Below are 17,749 nucleotides of genomic sequence, written 5' to 3'. Positions count from 1 at the left end.
TCTGTGTCGAAGCGGTCTCCACTTGATGTTTCCCAGAGATTTTTGAGTGATTGACTCTCGAAATGGCGTTTGATCCCGATGATTTTGAAATTCGGGAAGGACGGATTTTCTCTCAACACATCGCAAAGGTTTACGGCTGCCTCACGGGGCTGGCTGATATGGTCAAATCGCGATGAGTCGATGACTTCTCCGGCAATGACTGGTCTTGAGGAAAGAAGGCTTCATTACGGTTGTAGTCGGCGTAGTAGCCCATTTCCTCGCGGTCGCTGGGTTCGACGCCATTGGCAACCACACCAAGAATCGGGATGTGATGCGCCAGGAGGAGATCTCGCGAACGCTTGAGCATGGGACGACGGTTTTTCCCTAAGCGAACCGTGAGCAGATAGCCATCGACGTGTTGGCCGATGATGCAGGCATCGCTCACTGCGAGGACGGGCGGGGCATCGATCAGCACGATATCGGCCAAAGTTCGTGCCTTGGCCATTAATTGGCGTAGCGGCCCACCTTCGAGTAGTTCTGCCGGGTTATGCGGCGGTCTGCCAGAAGGGAGGATGGTTAAGCCTTCGACAACAGTTTCGACAATGGCATTTTCGAGGGCAATTTCTCCCTGGAGAACGTCGACAAGTCCCGGATCGGGCCTTAAGCCAAACAGCCGAGTGGCCATCGGGCGTCTGAGATCGGCATCGATGAGCAGGACTCGTTTGCCAGAACTGGCCAGTGCGAGGGCCAGATTCGAGACGAGTGTTGTCTTTCCGTCCCCTGGCTCGGGGCTGCCGACCTGAATGACCTGCGTGTTCAACGCTTCGGCAGTGACGAGCAGCGAAGTGCGGATGGTGCGGTAATTCTCGGCTTCGATGGAGGCTGGTGATCTTAGATATCTGAGTGAAGGATGAACATTCTGGACCGGGTCGAGGCGGCTTTGCTCGGGATCGAAAGAGGTGACCGCCCCCAGATAGGCCTCGGGGAGCAATTGCCGCACTTCTCGAACTGTACGTACCTGATTGCTCAGGAACTCCTTGAGGACAATCAATGAGATGATCAGCCCCATCCCGGCAACCATGCCGGCCCCGACGATTTTGAGGAGTCGTTTGAGGACCCATTCGTCTTTGATCGGGCCTGTCTGCCGGAGTGTGTAGCCGCTGGATTCTTTGTCGATGGTGAGCTGACTCATGCGATCGACAAGTTGTCCCCACAGGCCACGCAGGCGGTTAAGTTCAGCCGTCATGGCCTGATCTTCTGCCTGAAAACGGGCGTATTCTTTGGCTTTATTGGATTCGAGTTCAAAGAGGACATTGAGTTGCTGTTCGCGGATGTCGAGCTCTTTAAGCTGCTGTCGCAAGGTTTCCATATAGTTCTGGACGAGGTTCGCACGTTCTTTGATGAGAGGCTTACCATCAGGGCCGGGGGTCATGTCATCAGGCATGCGGAGACCATGTTTGCGATAGAAATCGAGCGTGGTATCGATCGATTTGCGAACGGCTTTGACTTCGGGATGATCGGGCCCGAAGTCTCGCAGCAATTTTTCTTCTTCGAGAATGAGTGGCAGTAAACGATTCTCGAAGGCGGAGATTTCCTGTTGCTGCTGTTGAAGTTCAGCTCCTGAGCCATCGTTGGCAATGAAGCGGCGGATGAGCATTTCCATCGTCGAGGTGGATTCACCTTGATCCTGGGCTTTCTGTAACGCCTGAATGCGTGAATTGATTTCTGTCCGTCGCAACAGATTCAGCCGGCGCTGCTCTTCGACGGCAATGACGCGTTCCTGATGGACGTTCGTGGCGCCGGATGTGCCATCGGCCGCAATCGCTCCAATGGGAGCCCTCCACTGCAAAGGAGCCGACTCGCGAAACTTGAGATACGCCTCTTCTTTCTCGCGCAGAGACTTCTGGAGTGTGTCGTGAGCGTCCTGGGCGGTCTTGAAAACTTCTGTGGTTTTCTCACTGCGGGATTCATTGAGATAACTGGCATACGCATCGATCACGGCTTTGACGACGTGACGCGCATCGTCGGCACTGGCACTTTGAAACGTGACATCGAGAACGTTGAGGTAGGAACGATCCTGACCCGCTACGCGTTTGACCTTGAGGTCATCGAGTACCATCTGCGTAGGATCGCTTTCACCGGCAAACGTTTTCAGTTTGTCGAGCTTGCCAAGACGCACTGCTTCGCTGGCAATCATGGGACTCATGATCAAGGCGATATGCTCGCTGCGCTCACCCCAGTCGCCGATCGCACTCTGTTCTTTGAGCGGGACAGCATTGCGGCGGGAAACCATCACCTGGCCAATGGCCATGTATTCCGGCCCCAGCTTGATATACGCAGCGATCCCGAGACCGAGACCGAGCACGACACCTGCACAAAGCCACCAGCGGTAGCGGAAAACCAGATTCATCCAGTCAATCGAAAGGCCTCCTTCGCCTTCGGTCTCGAAGGATGATGCCAATTCGGAATCCTGGGGTGTCTGACGCATAATTCATCCTGATATGGATTCGGATTCGTTCCGAGTCGCGTAGTTCTCAATCTGGTGTGTCAATGGGCCCATGATCCAGGGGCATGGCCTTCATCTCGAGCAGGGCACGTCAATCGAAGGGTAGAAGTTCGAGTTCACAGGCCACGAGACGATGATCGGAACCATTGCGATCGCCTGTCACGAATTGATGGAATTTCCATTCGGGTGTGACGCGGATATGGTCAATTCGAGACCAGGGCCACGTTCCTGGCCAAAAGCTGATGGGTCGGCAGGGAGCGGTATGGGAAGGCCCGATTGCAGCGGTTTCGAAGCCACCGGTGAGATCTCCCCAGGCTTCCTGAAAGACATGGCTGCTTGCGGGTGTGTTGAAATCCCCTACGACGATGAGCGGGAGCCCCTGACGAGCATTCTCAATGAAGTGTCGCAACTGCTGCATCTCTTCGGAACGCATGAGTGTCAACGCGGCCAGTTCGGCCGGGCCGTCGCCGCGAAGAATTGAGCCGGGGGTGAGTTCACGAAGGCCGGGTCTGGCGGTCATCAGGTGGACATTGGCCAATGCAAAGGGATGCTCGGGATGAGCGACTTTGACGACGAGCCCGGAGGAGCGATCGAAGGGCGAGTCATCGCAATGGCCAAGGACTTCGAGCGGCCATCTGGAAGCGACGAAGAAGTACTCAACCTGCACCTTGTGCCAGTCGGCAAAGTAGTCTTCGCATAAGGGATTAATCGACCGCGACTCCTGAAATGCGACGACATCGGGTGGCAGTTCTTCGAGGTCTCGCAGGACATCTCCGAAAGCGGGTTGGTAATCCTGCACGTTGCAGGACGCGACACGCAGTCGGCCTGCCATCGGCGCAGGTGGAGGATCGTTATCGTCGTCGAAGGTTTCTTCAAGGAAACGACTGGCATGTTCTGGTTCCAGAAGAGGAGCCAGTGACCAGTCAACCACTCCCAGAATCACCCACAACCCGGCAAACAGATGAAACAGGAGTGAGGGACGATGCCAGAGCAGGCTGACCAGTGCCAGTAACCCTGTGGAAACGAGGAGCAGTTCTCGCGGAGCATAGGTGGCGACAGAACCTAACCACCAGCGCTCGGAGACACTCCAGACGAGCCAACTGGTGAACATGACCATGGCCAGATTGGCCATCGCCAGCAGGGCCACTATGCGTGTGCCCCAGGTGGGCGAAGTTCGGTGGCTTTGTTTGGAAATACGACTGCCCATCGCGCCGGAAACCGGGCGATTGATACGTGCAGCAGATTCATGCAATGACTGGCTCACTCGCAGTGACCATCAACGGAGGATGAATTCCCCGTCCATGGGAACTGGTGCCGGCTCATGCCGGGATTTTCTGGGAGCCGGGTTGATGGCCCTCAGGTTCTCTTATGCGTTTTTCAAGAAAACACAGTGCGGTGCTGGTTGCCAAGACATGCTTGCCCAGTATTAACTCAAGACAGGCTGCAAGCATGGCACAGAGCACTATGATTTCATGAAGAGCGTATTAGAGTCGTATTTCTTGGGTTGGTTCGGATCGACGGTGATGGGACTGCACTGAAACTGCCTTTGATCGGCAGGGATTGCAGAACTTCGACCCGAACGAACCTTGGCTTCAATATCTTTGGCAATGTTTCACTGGATGTCCCTCGGTCAGCCTCTGGCAGGATCGCAATAACCGCCAGATCCGTTGTTATCGCTCAGCTTTCACAATCCTGCCCAGATAGAAATTGCTTCAGTGGCAGCTCGCACTCAGTGGTAATCCCGCTTCCCCGATGAATTCTGATGGTGATGGAGTAATGGCTGGCTGATCACTGGCCAGAGGATAGGCTGGGGCTGGCCATGGCCCACCGCGAGCGATTTGACGCATGAGTTGAATCTGATCGTTGGTTGAAAACTGTGGGAACTGTTCGGCGAGACGAACCAGAAGTGACATTTCCCAGGCGGTGACGTAATGCAATCGGTACTGGGGCTGCTGGGCACAGAAACGGGCCAGATCGCGATGAAAGTTCACCACCTGATCACCAAGCCACATCTGCTGGTTGACGGGTTTGCAGCCGTGAGTGTGCAGCTTGATGAATCGCCAGTTCGGCTTTCCGTGAATGGTGACAGCCGCCTTGAGCCACTGTGGCAACCTGCGGAGAGCCGGGGGATGGCTGGCGAGAAGATCACCATTTTCCACCCTGGGAATGAGCCCCCATTTGGCACGCGAAAAATCGGGAACCAGGGGCCCCTGAATCATGAGCAGGCTTTCGGCTGGCGGTGCGTGACCTGCCTGAGCCGGAGTCCCTGAATTGTGTGAATTCTTCCCTGGTCGATCGACTGCATGATAGATGCTGTTGATGGTGGTGGTTTGTGTATCGCTGGGGGCGCTGGGCATGGTGAAGTCGGCATAGCAGCCGGTTTCGAGCAGGATGGGCGTTTCGTGATCGACGCCGCACCATTGGCCATCCCGCCGGCTGTTATTCAGGCACCAGTTGCCATGGATGAAGCCGTAGACGACCCGGCCGGTCTCGGGATCTGTGCGGAGGAGCCCATGTCGATCGAAGAGTGCATCTCGGAAGGTGGAGAGCTTTTCGCGCAGTCCTGATTCTGTGTCGTGATGATGATGCAGGTGGATATCGACATCACCAAACCCCTGGCGGCATAATGGGGCCAGAGCATCGAGGTATTCGGGGCGATACTCATCCTGCGGAAAGAAAAATGTGTGCTGCGGGGCCACTCCATCGGCATCGGAAAACTGGCTGAAGAACCGGGGATAGTTTTCGACCCAGGCATTCACGCGTGCCAAGGCATCGGCTGGCTGCGGGCGGCCCCACTGTGGTTCGTAATGATCGCAGACTGCCAGAAACAGATCGATGGGTTCGCTCTCGTTGATCGCTGCCGGGCGTGGACTTTTCAGATAGGCAGGGAGCCAGTTGGTCAGGCCGATTTTCTGAGCATGACGATAAGCAGCCACCATGCCTGCCGAAGTGAGAGCGGCCGTCGCGGAGAGTGCGATTCCTGCAGAGGTGAAGGTGTCCAGTGGCATAAGATCGAGCTCGGTCGTTGAATGCGCGGCAGTTCAACCTGTTTTCGAAACAAGTCGTCATCGGATCTATAGCTCGAAATCAAGTGGCAGGTGGCCAGCCATTGGCGTTAAGACCCAAGAATTGGCAACAAAGGTTTGAAATCGCCTGAACTTAACCGGCACGCTTCCATGTCACCTGATATCGATTCCAGAGGGCATCCCACTCGGCGAGTAAGGTGGTCCAGTTGAGTGTGGCGAACATTAAGAATGGGGCACAGTAGCGGAGTTGTCCGCCTGTGGATTGCACAATGGCTCCTGCGATGGCGAGAGTCCAGGCGAAAGCTTGTGCACCGAGCAGCCAGGCATAGACGGGTGAAGTGGGCAAAAGCAGGAGATTTGTCACCAGTGCTGTGAGTAACAGCCAGGGGCTGGCCAGCCTGAGGAGTTTATGGGAGACAAACTCGAACCAGAGTGGGTTTTTCCAGGGGAGGATCAAAGCCGGTTTCAAGAGGACCAGTTGCACGACGCCAGCAATGGTTCGCCGCTTACGGGTCGATTCGTGTTGGGTGGTTTTGGCGGGTGTATCCCAGATAGTCGCATGGGCTTCGAAAACACATTTCCCCCCCTGCATGACAGCCTGCATGGGGATCAACACATCATCGAGAATTGTTTGAGCAGGGATGGGCTGGAAGGCACTCTTCCGCAGGGCGTAGCAGGCTCCGGTAGCGCCTGGCACACCGCGGAATCGACTTTCCTGTTTGCGGATGAACTTCTCGTACTTCCAGTAGAAGCCAACCCCTTCGCTGGCGGTGGTTTCGTGGGTGGAGGCGAGGAATTTGAGTTCGCCGGAAACGACAGTGATGTGCGGGTCATCAAAGCGCTGGAGAAGTTTTTCGATGGTATCGAGCTCGAAGGTTTGCCGCGCATCGACGAAGAGCAGAATCTCGCCCGTGGCGAGTGCCGCCAGATCGTTGAGGACGGAAGGTTTGCCGCGTCTGGCAGCAAACGGCACCACCTTCAATACCGGATTCTCGATCTGGCGGAGAGCTGCCAATGTTTCTTCATCGGCTCCATCGAGACCAACGAGGATCTGCTGGATCTGGTGAGCAGCACTCGAGGCGAGCAGATTCTCAATCTTTCGGGGTAAAGTGAGTGGTTCATGATGAGCGGACAGCAGCACGCTGATGGTTCGAGGATTGACAGGTGAAGCCGGTTGATCCTGTAAAGCCGGTGGTTGCCGGGTGATGCGTGCGAAGAAAGCCATGACAAGGGGATACCCGACGTAGATGTATCCCAGGAGGAGCATCGACAGCCAGAAGAGCGCCATCAGCAACAACGGGAGACTGATGGTCATACGGCACCTCGTGCTCTCTGCAAACCTTGCGATCCCTGCATAGCGCAGACTTCAGTCAGCAATTTCGCCAGTTGAGCGGTTTGACGAGACCGGCTGTAAGCCAGGAGTTCTTCTTCGGGGAAGCTGGATGCAACTGATGAGGTGGTGGTGGTTTTCAGATGCACCTGCTCGATGAGCCAATTGGCAATAGACTGTGGATCGCCGGGAGGAAAGTGGCTCCGGGCGTGGAAAGTTCGCACAATTTGAGCCGTTTCGCCTGCCGGGACGACTGCCAGAATCTGCTTGCGAGTGGCGAGATACTCAAAGAGTTTGGCGGGCACAACACGTTCAGCACCGGGCACATCGCTGAGTAACAACAGGAGGCTGTCGGCTTGTGACTGATAACCTAGAACTTCGGCATGCGGGCAATAATCGCGCGAAATGATCTGGCATGGCAAACCCGCCAGGCGTGTCAGGAGCTGGGTTTGTTCGGGCGTTTTACGGCCAATGACAGTCAGTTCGATCTTTGATGCGATTTCAGGCGATTGGCTGCACACCAGCTCCAGTGCCCGGACGACGGGTTGGATATCGGTCAGATTCCATAATGTGCCGGTATAGACGAGTCGGAATCGATCTGTGGATGCCGGGGGAAGAGCGGGTGGACGGTCCGTTGTTGACGAAGAACTTTCGGGTGCAGAAACGGATTCAAAATCGGTGGTATCGAAACCGTTGTAGATGGTTTCGACAGGCGTATTGAGACCCAAAGATTGCAACTGGCCACGCAGAGCTTCACTGCTGGCGTTCGTGGTGGCAATGACGGCACTGGCACTTTTGAGAACGGCCTGCTGCATTCGCTGCTGTGTGAAGCGGGCATACCAGCCGCCAGGTGAGTTTTCGAGATACTGACTGCTGAGATCCCATTCGTCGCGGTAATCGAGAATGAGGGGCAGGTGATATTTCCTGGCGAGCTTCTGGCCTAAAAGAAAACTGGAGTAAGGCGGAGCTGTGACGAGCAATGCATCGTGAGGAGTTTCTTCCAGTGCCTGGCAAGCGACTTTCCAGGCTCCGGGCAACCAGAGGCGTTGAGCATCGGGTTGCAGGAGAGTGGTCGCGCATTGCTTCGCGCAGCGTTTGGCAAAGCTCAAAAGCCTGGCGACCATGCGTCGGAAAATCCCAGGTTGACGGGTGGTGGGCTGAGATTGAGACGCTCTGGTGCTTGTCGCCTGATGACTGGAGCCAATCATGGCCTGTTTGAGGCGATAACCGGGTTCGAGCGTGCGGGCCTTGATGATCTGCACTGAAGCGGGAATCTCCTGGAGCAGACTTTCATCAAGGAGTGGTACCGATGGATTTTCGACTGTGAGAACAGTGACATCCCAGCCAAACTGCTGGAGATATTTGACCCATTTGGCAGGTCTCTGCACACCGGCGCCGCCGACTGGTGGAAAGCTGTAAGCCACCAGTAAGACTCTTTTGCGAGCTGGTGGTTCAACCGGACGCGGCGGAGGGGCTGAAAAACGAAACGAAGGCGCGGGTTCGGCAATCGCTTGCAGCCAGGGAGGCATCGGACGTTTGGCAGTGATCACAATCATTTCTCCCCGACACGCGGGAAATTTTCTCGAGAAAAAGGATCTCTTCAGGGGGCGTTAGAACTCGAACATGTCGATGGCAATCTGTTCTTCCACCTGCCGTTGTTGTGAAGCCCCTTTGGGAGGAATCGGATTGGGCAGTGGTTCAGAAAATTCTTCTGGAATGGCCTGCATGACCAGGTTGTCGGTTGGGACTGGGATGAATGGAAGCTGGCTCCCTGCTATCGCTGTTGAATCAGGAATTTCGCCGGGCGGAATGAGTTGGCCATGAGCATCTTTGCGGGGGACAAGCTGACTGAGAGTGATGCTCTGCCAGTCGCGATACCAGGGCTCGCGCGCCCAGAGACGGACAGCGATCCCTCCAAAGCGATGGACATCGTGCAGGAGAATCACTTCTCCTGGCGTGGGCTGAGTGCTGTTGCACCAGGCGACAAGTTCATCAGCCGATTTCATCCGCCAGTCTTTGGGGTCTTGCGACCAGAGTGCAATGGCGAGCTTCCTTTGGACGAGGCCGCGCCATTTGCCAAAAGTCAGTTCCCCTTTGGGTGGGCGAAACCAGCGCGGTCGAATTTTCGTGAGGACTTCGAGGTATTCCTGCGTGCGATCCACTTCATCGAGAAAAGCGGCCGTCGAAGTGTGGGCCGGCTCGCTGTGAGTCCAGGTATGGTTCCCGAGTTCGTGACCTTCAGCCACAATGCGTCGAATCAGATCGGGATAACGAGCAGCTCGTTCACCCACCACAAAGAACGTGGCCCGAGCACCGACTTGATGGAGAGCATCCAGCACGAAAGGTGTATGGATAGGATCCGGGCCATCATCGAAGGTCCACGAAAAGATCTTTTCCTGAGTGCGCGCCTGAATCAGCCAGTCTTCCTGGGGCGAAAGCTGTGTGATCAGAAGTTTGGCAAACTGCTTGAGAGGATTCATGGAGTTCCTCCCACAAGACTCGAAGAGAGATAAGCGTATTCGTCGGCCATGGAAGATTCGTTGGTTTCAATGAGCTGACGATACTCGCGATCTGCCAGACCACGGATGTAACCCCCCTGATCGTGAAAACGATGCACGCAGGTGGTCAGTGCCTGGATGAGATGATTGGTCGATTCTTCCAGTGAGCTGGGGCGCCAGCGACGCACCATTCCCGATTCGGTATCGGTTTCTGGTGAGTGATTCAGCAAGTCTTCAATGGCATTGGCGAGGGAAAGAGGCTGTGCAGGGGGAACGAGCCGATCAAAATAAGGATCGGCAATTTCTGGAATGCCCCCGACTTCACTGGCGACGAAATTCGCACCACTGGCCATGGCTTCCATGAGGACGTTGGGTACACCTTCGGAGATGCTCGGCAAGACAATCACACTGGCTGCGCGATACCAGTCGACCAGTTCTGCCTGAGGGCAGGAGCCGGCAAAATGAATCATGTTCGTAATCTGTAGTTCTTCGGCCTGGGCTTGCAGACGTTGTTGCAAAGAGCCATGGCCCACAAAGACACAGCGAAACCTTAAACCACGATCTGCCAGCGAACGACAGGCACGCAAGAGGTACTCCCAACCTTTGACAGGTGCGAGACGACCGGGTGCGACCAGCAGGGCGACATCTTGCGGCTGTTTGAGTTTTTCTCTGGCAGCTCGTTTTGAACCTGGCTGAAAGATGGTGGTATCGACTCCCCGGCGGACAACGGCCAGCTTCTCGGGTGGCAGTCCATCTTCAATGAGGACGCGGGAAAGATTTTCACTCACGGTGATGACGAGATCGGCGGCATGGAGTGCTTCGAGAATTGCCCGGCGGCGGCTCCCTGAGCGTGCCAGCAATAACACATCGCTGCCGCCAGTCATCACAACGGAAGGAATGCCAGCGGCATGAGCCATTTTCGTGGCGACAGCACCATCAGGATGTGACCAGTAGGAGAGGACGACATCGGGCTGCTCTTCGCGCAGGATCTGCGGAAGTATGGACTGGCTCGACCACGCGAGGCAGCGATGATACTGAGAGCGGAGAATTTTGGGTGGATAGTAGAAGGGGAAGTAAGTGGCTGGTACTCCCGGTATGGCTTCGAAGGTGTCGAAATTCGCTTTGGGTTTACAGCCGGGAATGAGACTCGAATACCACTGATTCCAGGGGATCGGGGAAACGATGCGGACTTTGTGCGGATGTTGTGCGGCACCACCATTCGGCGTGGCATGGGATTCCGTCAAGCGCGACGAAGCTGCCAGACCGGCGAGCATGGTGCGGTTGAAGGTGCCTAATCCGGGATTCCACGGATTCGGAAAGTTATGTGAGAAAAACAAAACTCGCATGCCGTAATGATCCTTGCTACGGCCCGCAGCCAGGAAGATCTTGCTACAGGTGGAAACCCGTCACACAGCGGTTTGGCCAGTGGAAAAGACATGGCGACCACAATCGAAAATGACAGGCTCTCCCTTAAAAGTTAGCTTGGATTTTCATCCCCGGTCGGCAGATTCGTCCCCGGGGTGGTATCTTTTTGTAAGTTGTTTTTAAGTAATCGTTTACGATCTTTGTAATAGTCTCGCAGACGGGCTCCCTGCTGGCGAATCGAGTTGACGGCGAGTGCCAGGTGAAACATGCCGGCTGCCAGACCATGGCGGCGCACGAGCCAGGTTGTGCCACTGGAGCTTTGGTCATTCCCGAAGATGCGTTTGTATTCGGCATCTCCGCCGCCAAAGTCGAACCAGCGGGGTGTGTTCACGACCAGCATGTCGTTGAGCACATCGATCAGCATGAGCAGGCCGGGTGAGTAGTCGGCAAAGTCTTCATGGAAGCCAACTTCTTCGTAGTGGAATGTCTCTGCGCACTGATTGCCGACGAGAAATGCGACGGGCCGGCCATCGATCGACCACAAATACGAGCGGAACAAACCTGCTTCGGCAAGGGCACCATAGATCGCCTGATCGCGGGGATCATTTTTGATCCGCAGGCCGAGTTCGTGGGTCTGCCAGGTATGCTTCGAGATTTCGCTGGCGGCTTCGAGAAAGCGGGGAACATCCTGCGGATGAGTGATGCATTCTAGCTGTCGGGAAGGGCATTTCTTCTGTTTGCGTTTGAAGCCATTGCGGGTTTTGCTGGAGAATTTGCTCCAGTAGCCAGCCGAGCCGCCGCGCAGATCGATTCTCCACCGGGCGCGGTAGCCATAAGGAACGTGCACTTCGAAACCAGTACCAGAGAGGGATTGAACTGCTCCGTAGAGAGGATCGTCCACGTCGAGGTCTTCGATCTGCAAGAAGTCACCTCGTGACAGATCGACATGCTGTCTGATGGCTGAAAAGATGGCTCGCGTGCTGCTGGATGCCGGTTCGAAGAATTCTTTACTGGTCGATGTGCGGAGGATCTGTCCCCCCACCAGATGCCAGCCGTGGAGTTGAACGGGCAAAGGGAGATGTGTGAGGCGACGAGCGGCCATCTGGCGGGGGAGCAGGACTGCCAGGCTTTCCCACTGGCCAGGGTGTTCTGAGCCATGGTGTTCTTGAAAAATGACTTGGGGTTGCCACATCGAGCCATCGGGCCGGTAGCTCCAGAACTTCCACTCGGTGGCGACATGTTCGGGATGCAGAATGGCGTAACCATTTTCGGCTCTACGCAACAGATCGATCCAGCGGGCCTGAAGCTGGGCATCGGCCAGCATCTGCTCAAGTGGCAGTTGGCGGACGACAAGAGTTCCAACCCCAGGTTGCAGGTGATGATGGGTGGCCGATGTGATGTTGTGCGGCGCACCGACTGCCGGGCCTGTTGCTGTGGAGCTGTTTGATACGTTTCCCACAAAATAACGGCGCGTTGTTAATTGTGAAAACATGCTCGCCCAGAGCTGCAAGCATGGCACACAGCCAGTTGAAAGGCTGTTTGATGGCAGGGTTTCAATCAATGCTGGCATACCATCGCTCCTTGGGCTGCGGGTTGATTGTCATGGCCTGCTACAGGGGCTGAATGTTCCGGAAGTCTGCCGGAGGCTTGCGAGGTCTGCAGATTATTGACCACCACTTTCAATTTGCCGGCTCGAGTTAATGGAATGTCATCGACCTGTTCGAGTTTGAGAGTGACGACCGGGCCGATGCCTTCACGCAGATCGTTTTCGAGATGATGCCGATCGGCCAGAGTGAGCCCACCATTTGTGACCATGCGGACGATGATCTCGTGTGGTTCATTCTGGATGACCTGAAACCGGCGGATCGAGCGATAATCTTTGATGAGATGAGGGAAGAATTCGCCGGGAATTTTGCGACCATCGGGGGTTGTCAGGACATCGAGCTGCCTTCCGGTGACTTTGCGCAGGAGTGGCAACCCGCGACCACAGGGACAGTTCTCGAAGCCGGCAATCGCCCGGTCTCCGTTGACATAGCGGATGAAGGGCATGGCATCGTTAAAGAGATCGGTGATGACGACGTTGCCTTCTTCGCCAGCGGATGTGGGCTGGCCCTCATCATCGAGAATTTCCACGAAGAGGTTTTCCATGCTGAGATGTAGACCTGAATGCTGCTCACATTCCGCACCAATCAGCATGAATTCCCGGGAACCATACGTTTCGAAAACAGGTGCCTTAAAGACTCGTTCGAGGACAATCCGCTGGAAGTCATGCAGTTTTTCAGCACCCACGACAATCGACTTTGGCTGCCACACCTGGAGACCTTCGCTTTCAATGAAGCGGGCAAACTCATAGGCGGCATTGGTGTAGGCCACAATCACTTGAGGTCGCCACGCATTCATGCGGCGAAGCTGCCTGTGCATCATCTCGGGAGTGAACTCGAAACAGCTCAGCACCAGATGATGGTCAAAGGCGTGATGCAGCGACATTTTCCAGCGTTTCCAGGCGGCCAGACGAGATGGCGGAGTACCCCAGATGTAGAGCTGTCTGGTGCCTGGGCCGGCATGGGCCCAGCCGTAACCACGATGAGTCATGGCGACACGGCGGTCATTGCTTTCGGCACTGATCTCAAAGTGCAGTGGTTCGCCACTGGAACCGCCCGTACTTTTGCTGATCCTTTTCATGGGGAGAGATGTGCTGAGCTGTAGACGATTTTTCGCAATGGTTTCCCGATGGAGCAGTGGAATTCTGCGAAAATCATCGAATGAGGAAATACCAGCGGGATCAATCGCATGCTCAAGAAACAGGTTTTTGTAGTAGAGCGAGTGCGCGGCGGCATGCGCGACGAGCCGGCGCAGGTCGACGAGTTGTTGCAGTTCGAGCTCGGAGCGGGAATGCCACTGGGTGGCTTCGGCCCGTTGCCAGTGCTTCATGGTCTGGCGGCCTTTGATAGTGCCGTCGAACATGGGGAGCAGGATGTTTCGATATAAGGTCTCGTACATGCCAGGCCTTGTCAGAAAATCGCGGATGTTTTCGGGATGACTGTGCTGCGAGTGCCAAGGGGTGTTCAGCGGCGCCTGGATTTCTCGGCCAATAAGGTTTCATACAGGCGTGTGTAGTCATCGATCATGCGGTCGATATGAAAGAACTCCTGAACTCGCTCACGTCCTGCAGCCCCCATGGCCAGCCAGTCATTTCGATGCTGGCAGATTTCGAGCATGGCGCTGGCCAGTTGTTCGGGATCAGCGGCAGGTGCCAGTTGCCCGGTGACACCCGGCAGAATGATCTCGGGATTGCCACCGACGGCTGTGGCGACGACTGGTAAACCGACAGCCATCGCTTCCAGCAAGGTGAGCGAAATCCCTTCACTTAAAGAGGAACTGACGAAGAAACCGGCCTGAGCCAGCAGTTCCGGGATATCGTGTCGCTCGCCGAGAAAACTGACGTGATTGGCGAGATCGAGTTGTGCAGCGAGTTGTTCGAGATGGGGACGTTCGGCACCATCTCCCACGATGATCAGTTGAAAGGTGGGATGCACCCGCCGAACACGATCGACCGCTTTCAGGAGTGTGCCGATATCTTTTTCTGCAGAGAGGCGGCAGACCGTGATGGCGGAGAGGTCCTGGGACGAACCTCGCCAGGCAAACTGGGCGGGATCGATGCCGTTCCAGATGCGTGCAACGACACTGGCGGGGAGTCGATCTTCATTCATACAAAGGCGGGCGGCATCATCGGAGACAGCGATAATGCGATCGACAAGCCGGCTGGTAAAGCGGTACTGCAGATTGGCACGCCAGTTATGGCCGAGGCGTTGCCCATGGCGCGTATTGACAACAACAGGGACACCACTCCAGCGGGCCGCGAGTGTGGCATACAAATGGGGATAGGTATTGTGCGTGTGAATCACATCGAATTGATGAGCTTTAAAGAACGCCGACATCTCCTGAAACTGCGCCAGTCGGCCGCGGGTTTTCAACTGATGGACTTCACAGCCTGTTTCGCGGATGTATTCGGCAAAAGGGCCGATGTCGCGCATGGCGAGGAAGGTGAGCTCGGCCCGGTCGTGATCGTGCCTGCGGGCAAAATCGACGAGGAGTCGTTCGAGCCCGCCTGTTTTCAGTGTCAGACTGACATGACAGACCTTGAGTGGCCGGGAGGGAGTTTCCTCGATATGCGGATCGTCTGCATCACTGACGACAGATGGATTCGGGCTGATCGTAGAAGTACGAGGAGCATGGCCCGCCAGCGCTGCTAATGACCGCTGACCAGCAGGTCGCAGGGTGGGCAGGATGGTGGTGGTGGATGTGGATGAGTTCATAGGATCCAGCCGCTGGTCAGTGGTGATGATGGTCATGACGAAGCCCCTTCGGCTGCTGTGCCAGGTTGGGAAAGATCTGGCTCACTCGCTGATGGATGAGTTGAACTGGTGGAACGTGACGAGCCAGAGATCAGTCGATGTGAGAACCTTTTGAAGTATCGCAAGCGATCGATGACTGTTCTTTTCCAGGTGGGACGAATCCAGCGCGCCCAGAGAAGTTCGTTGGTATCGAGAGTCAATCGGCGTTTGTGGTAGGTTTCGCCGGCCATGAAGTCGAAGGCTGTGAGGCCGTGTTGATGGCAAGCCAGCAAAGTGAGCCAGTCGGTTAACAGGCCGGGGCTGCGCTGGGATTCGTGGGGGGCATGGCCGCTCTGGTAGAGCAGCCCGCGCTGGCGATCGATTAATAAGTGACTGCAACCGATGACTTCATCGCCTCGGCGAACACGCACCAGCACTGCCTGGCGATGAGCGACGAGTTCTTTGAGCAGGTGTTTGTGAAAGGAGAGAAAAGGAGCACTGGCATAAGCCCCAGGTTGACCTTCGGCATTCCACCGGGCCTGATGCAAACGAATGAGATCGTCGAAGATTTCTTCGGCGAGTTCGACGTGATCACCCCATTCGACGACGGCTCCTTCGTAGCTCCGCAGATTACGGCGAATGGCGCGACGTGCCTGTGAGGTGAGCTGTTCGAGAATACTGTCTGGCGTAGCGTTCGGAGGGAAGTTCGTGCAATAGCACGGACGTTGACGCAAGGTGAACTGCGGATAGTTTTCGAGCAGCGTCTGGATGTCGCGGGGCTCGAATCCATCGAGGCGAATTTCATCCCATGTCGTACGATTCGCGAGGACCTGCATGACATTCTCAAGAAACAATTCCTGATAGGCAGGTTCGGCACAGATCGTGTTGTACTCGACGACAGCACTGTCGGAATCGAGTTCACCGGCTGTCCCCATGTGAACGGTGCGCAGGCGAATGGGGCCTTCGAATTGCTGTTCGCTGGTAATGACCAGTAGAGCGGCCACGGGAATGTGGTTGACTTCGGCAATGACAATCTCTGGAGAGACCGGATCTCCGTAATGCTTGAGCCAGGTTTGTGTCCAGCGGGTGGTGGATGTCAGTGCCTGCCAATGGAGTCGATTTTCGAGGGCTCGCCATTGGGCAAAAGCCTGATCGAAAGTGGGGCGTCTGTGCCAGGTGATCTTCATGCGCGGCCTGGCATGGGCCAATGCCTGCTGTTCAGCACTCGTTGTCGAGCTGAAGTTTTTGGGATCGTTGATGGAGATGCCAGTGAGCATCGAGCAGGTTTCCGAAGAGCGAGATGGAAGTTTCAGGCAAACATCACAGTGAACAGATACAGACCAACGAATAAAGCCCCACTGGCGAATGTCAGCCGGAGGGCTTGAGGTGTATTCCAGGTTGCAAGTGGAGCGGGTCTGGCAGATGACCTGGCCGCCATGTGGAGGTAAGCCGCAGCCAGACCAAGTACCATGTAAGTCGGGACGACATAGCAGCGCGAGAGGGAGAGCATCGACGTGCACCAGCCTGCGAGTAAAGCTCCCAGATAGGGCCGAAAGCGGAGCGCTTCGCGATCAAAGTTCGGGTAGCTGCGAAAGCCCATCTGGTAGAGCTGGACAAACGCAAAGAAGAACGCGCCAAAGAAGAGCGTGCCGCCGAAGATCCCCAGCTCGACGTAGGCATGAATGAACGAATTGTGGGCCACGAGGCCGGCGACATCGGGATAGCCGCCATATCCGATACCGAAGAGGATGTCGCTGGATTTCAGCGCATCGAATCCATCGCGCCAGAGCTGCACGCGTTCGCCACCCGTGCTGTCATTCAGATCGAGATTGGCTTGTCTGCCACCCATGACGGCGAGTGCACAGAGACCCAGGACGCCACAGAGAATGGCCATTTTGAAGCCACCCCAGAAGACGGCAAGTGTCATCATGGCAGCGCCGGCAGCCAACAACCCGCCGCGAGATCTGGTATCGAACAGTCCAATCCAGAGCGTGATGATGGGAATGACCCAGGCGAAGCGAAGGATGCCCTGAGCCTTGTCCATGAGGAAATAGGTGGAGAGGACACCTGCTGCGACAATGAGCATGGCGAGGTCGTTGGGATCCTGAAAGATCCCCAGGCCTCGCATGCGCAGGATATGGGAGACTTCACCTTCATCGTCGACACTGTCGAAGTCGGCGAGATGTTCGACACATTGAAAGTCGATGAGTCCATGAAAATCGACGACACACATGGTGATGGCAATCACCGAGCAGGTCGTGACCGTCAGAAGAAAGGCACGCAGTCTGGGTGGACTGTTGAGATTCACGACCAGGAGTGCAAAGTAAACGAGGACTTTCCCAAAGCTGGTGGCGGCTTCGACGAGACCACCGATATACGCGTGAGATGCATGGGAGAGTCCAATGGCGAGAAGCAAAGCCAGGACGCAAAGAATGACTGGCTGGAATTTCAAGGTTTTCCAACTGCAGCGGGCCTGGAGTGCTGGAATCGAAAAGAGGAGACAGCCACCAATCAGTGCTTCGTAAATGGGCAGGCCATCGAGTGCCTGGAAGAGTTCGGCGGGGCGTAGAAACAGTGTCGCCGTCACTGCGAGAAGCAGCAAAAACGCAGGTTCCTGAACTCGTGTGCCCACCTTTGCCACGTTAGGAGATGTCCTGAATGATCAAGTTCACGATGCTCTTCCAGCCAGCGCAGAACTCAGACCTGTGCGA

Annotated in this window: 12 protein-coding genes; all 12 read right to left on the bottom strand. The window is 55.8% G+C overall.

Going from position 1 to position 17,749, the window contains the following annotated elements:
- Positions 1-130: 130 nt before the first annotated feature.
- The 12 genes from A6X21_RS12295 to A6X21_RS12240 all read right to left on the bottom strand — a co-directional run bounded on the left by A6X21_RS12295 (position 131) and on the right by A6X21_RS12240 (position 17,640).
- The gene (locus A6X21_RS12295; RefSeq protein ID WP_068848285.1) at positions 131-2,467 is read right to left on the bottom strand and encodes a polysaccharide biosynthesis tyrosine autokinase; all 2,337 of its coding nucleotides are present in this window, start codon (positions 2,465-2,467) and stop codon (positions 131-133) included.
- Positions 2,468-2,576: 109 nt separating this feature from the next.
- Positions 2,577-3,749, bottom strand: coding sequence for an endonuclease/exonuclease/phosphatase family protein (locus tag A6X21_RS12290; protein ID WP_068848283.1), 1,173 nt, complete (start codon positions 3,747-3,749; stop codon positions 2,577-2,579).
- A 448-nt stretch (positions 3,750-4,197) separates the two neighbouring features.
- Positions 4,198-5,493, bottom strand: a complete 1,296-nt coding sequence (locus tag A6X21_RS12285) for a hypothetical protein (protein WP_068848281.1) — start codon at positions 5,491-5,493, stop codon at positions 4,198-4,200.
- 151 nt (positions 5,494-5,644) lie between these two features.
- Positions 5,645-6,826, bottom strand: coding sequence for a glycosyltransferase (locus A6X21_RS12280; RefSeq protein ID WP_068848279.1), 1,182 nt, complete (start codon positions 6,824-6,826; stop codon positions 5,645-5,647).
- A complete protein-coding gene (locus A6X21_RS12275; RefSeq protein ID WP_165603782.1) occupies positions 6,823-8,391 on the bottom strand; it encodes a glycosyltransferase in 1,569 nt (522 codons plus the stop codon). The genes A6X21_RS12280 and A6X21_RS12275 overlap by 4 nt, the downstream gene beginning before the upstream one ends.
- Before the next feature lie 60 nt (positions 8,392-8,451).
- Positions 8,452-9,321 carry a polysaccharide deacetylase family protein gene (locus tag A6X21_RS12270; protein ID WP_068848275.1) on the bottom strand — a complete coding sequence of 290 codons (870 nt, stop codon included), beginning with the start codon at positions 9,319-9,321 and terminating at the stop codon, positions 8,452-8,454.
- Positions 9,318-10,685, bottom strand: a complete 1,368-nt coding sequence (locus A6X21_RS12265) for a glycosyltransferase (RefSeq protein WP_068848273.1) — start codon at positions 10,683-10,685, stop codon at positions 9,318-9,320. Before A6X21_RS12265 ends, A6X21_RS12270 begins: the two co-directional genes overlap by 4 nt.
- A 131-nt stretch (positions 10,686-10,816) precedes the next feature.
- Positions 10,817-12,274 carry a GNAT family N-acetyltransferase gene (locus A6X21_RS12260; RefSeq protein WP_068848271.1) on the bottom strand — a complete coding sequence of 486 codons (1,458 nt, stop codon included), beginning with the start codon at positions 12,272-12,274 and terminating at the stop codon, positions 10,817-10,819.
- A complete protein-coding gene (locus A6X21_RS12255; RefSeq protein ID WP_068848269.1) occupies positions 12,262-13,704 on the bottom strand; it encodes a phenylacetate--CoA ligase family protein in 1,443 nt (480 codons plus the stop codon). Before A6X21_RS12255 ends, A6X21_RS12260 begins: the two co-directional genes overlap by 13 nt.
- A 65-nt stretch (positions 13,705-13,769) precedes the next feature.
- Entirely contained in the window at positions 13,770-15,056 is a 1,287-nt protein-coding gene (locus A6X21_RS12250) for a glycosyltransferase (RefSeq protein ID WP_240490251.1), read from the bottom strand.
- Positions 15,053-16,315, bottom strand: a complete 1,263-nt coding sequence (locus A6X21_RS12245; RefSeq protein WP_068848267.1) for a GNAT family N-acetyltransferase — start codon at positions 16,313-16,315, stop codon at positions 15,053-15,055. The genes A6X21_RS12250 and A6X21_RS12245 overlap by 4 nt, the downstream gene beginning before the upstream one ends.
- A gap of 32 nt (positions 16,316-16,347) precedes the next feature.
- A complete protein-coding gene (locus tag A6X21_RS12240; RefSeq protein WP_240490250.1) occupies positions 16,348-17,640 on the bottom strand; it encodes an O-antigen ligase family protein in 1,293 nt (430 codons plus the stop codon).
- Between the last annotated feature and the right edge of the window lie 109 nt (positions 17,641-17,749).

Origin of the sequence: Planctopirus hydrillae (assembly GCF_001707835.1) — a bacterium.
GTDB lineage: Bacteria > Planctomycetota > Planctomycetia > Planctomycetales > Planctomycetaceae > Planctopirus > Planctopirus hydrillae.
Note: the sequence above shows the minus strand (reverse complement) of the source record. Positions and strands in the feature narration are given on the sequence as shown.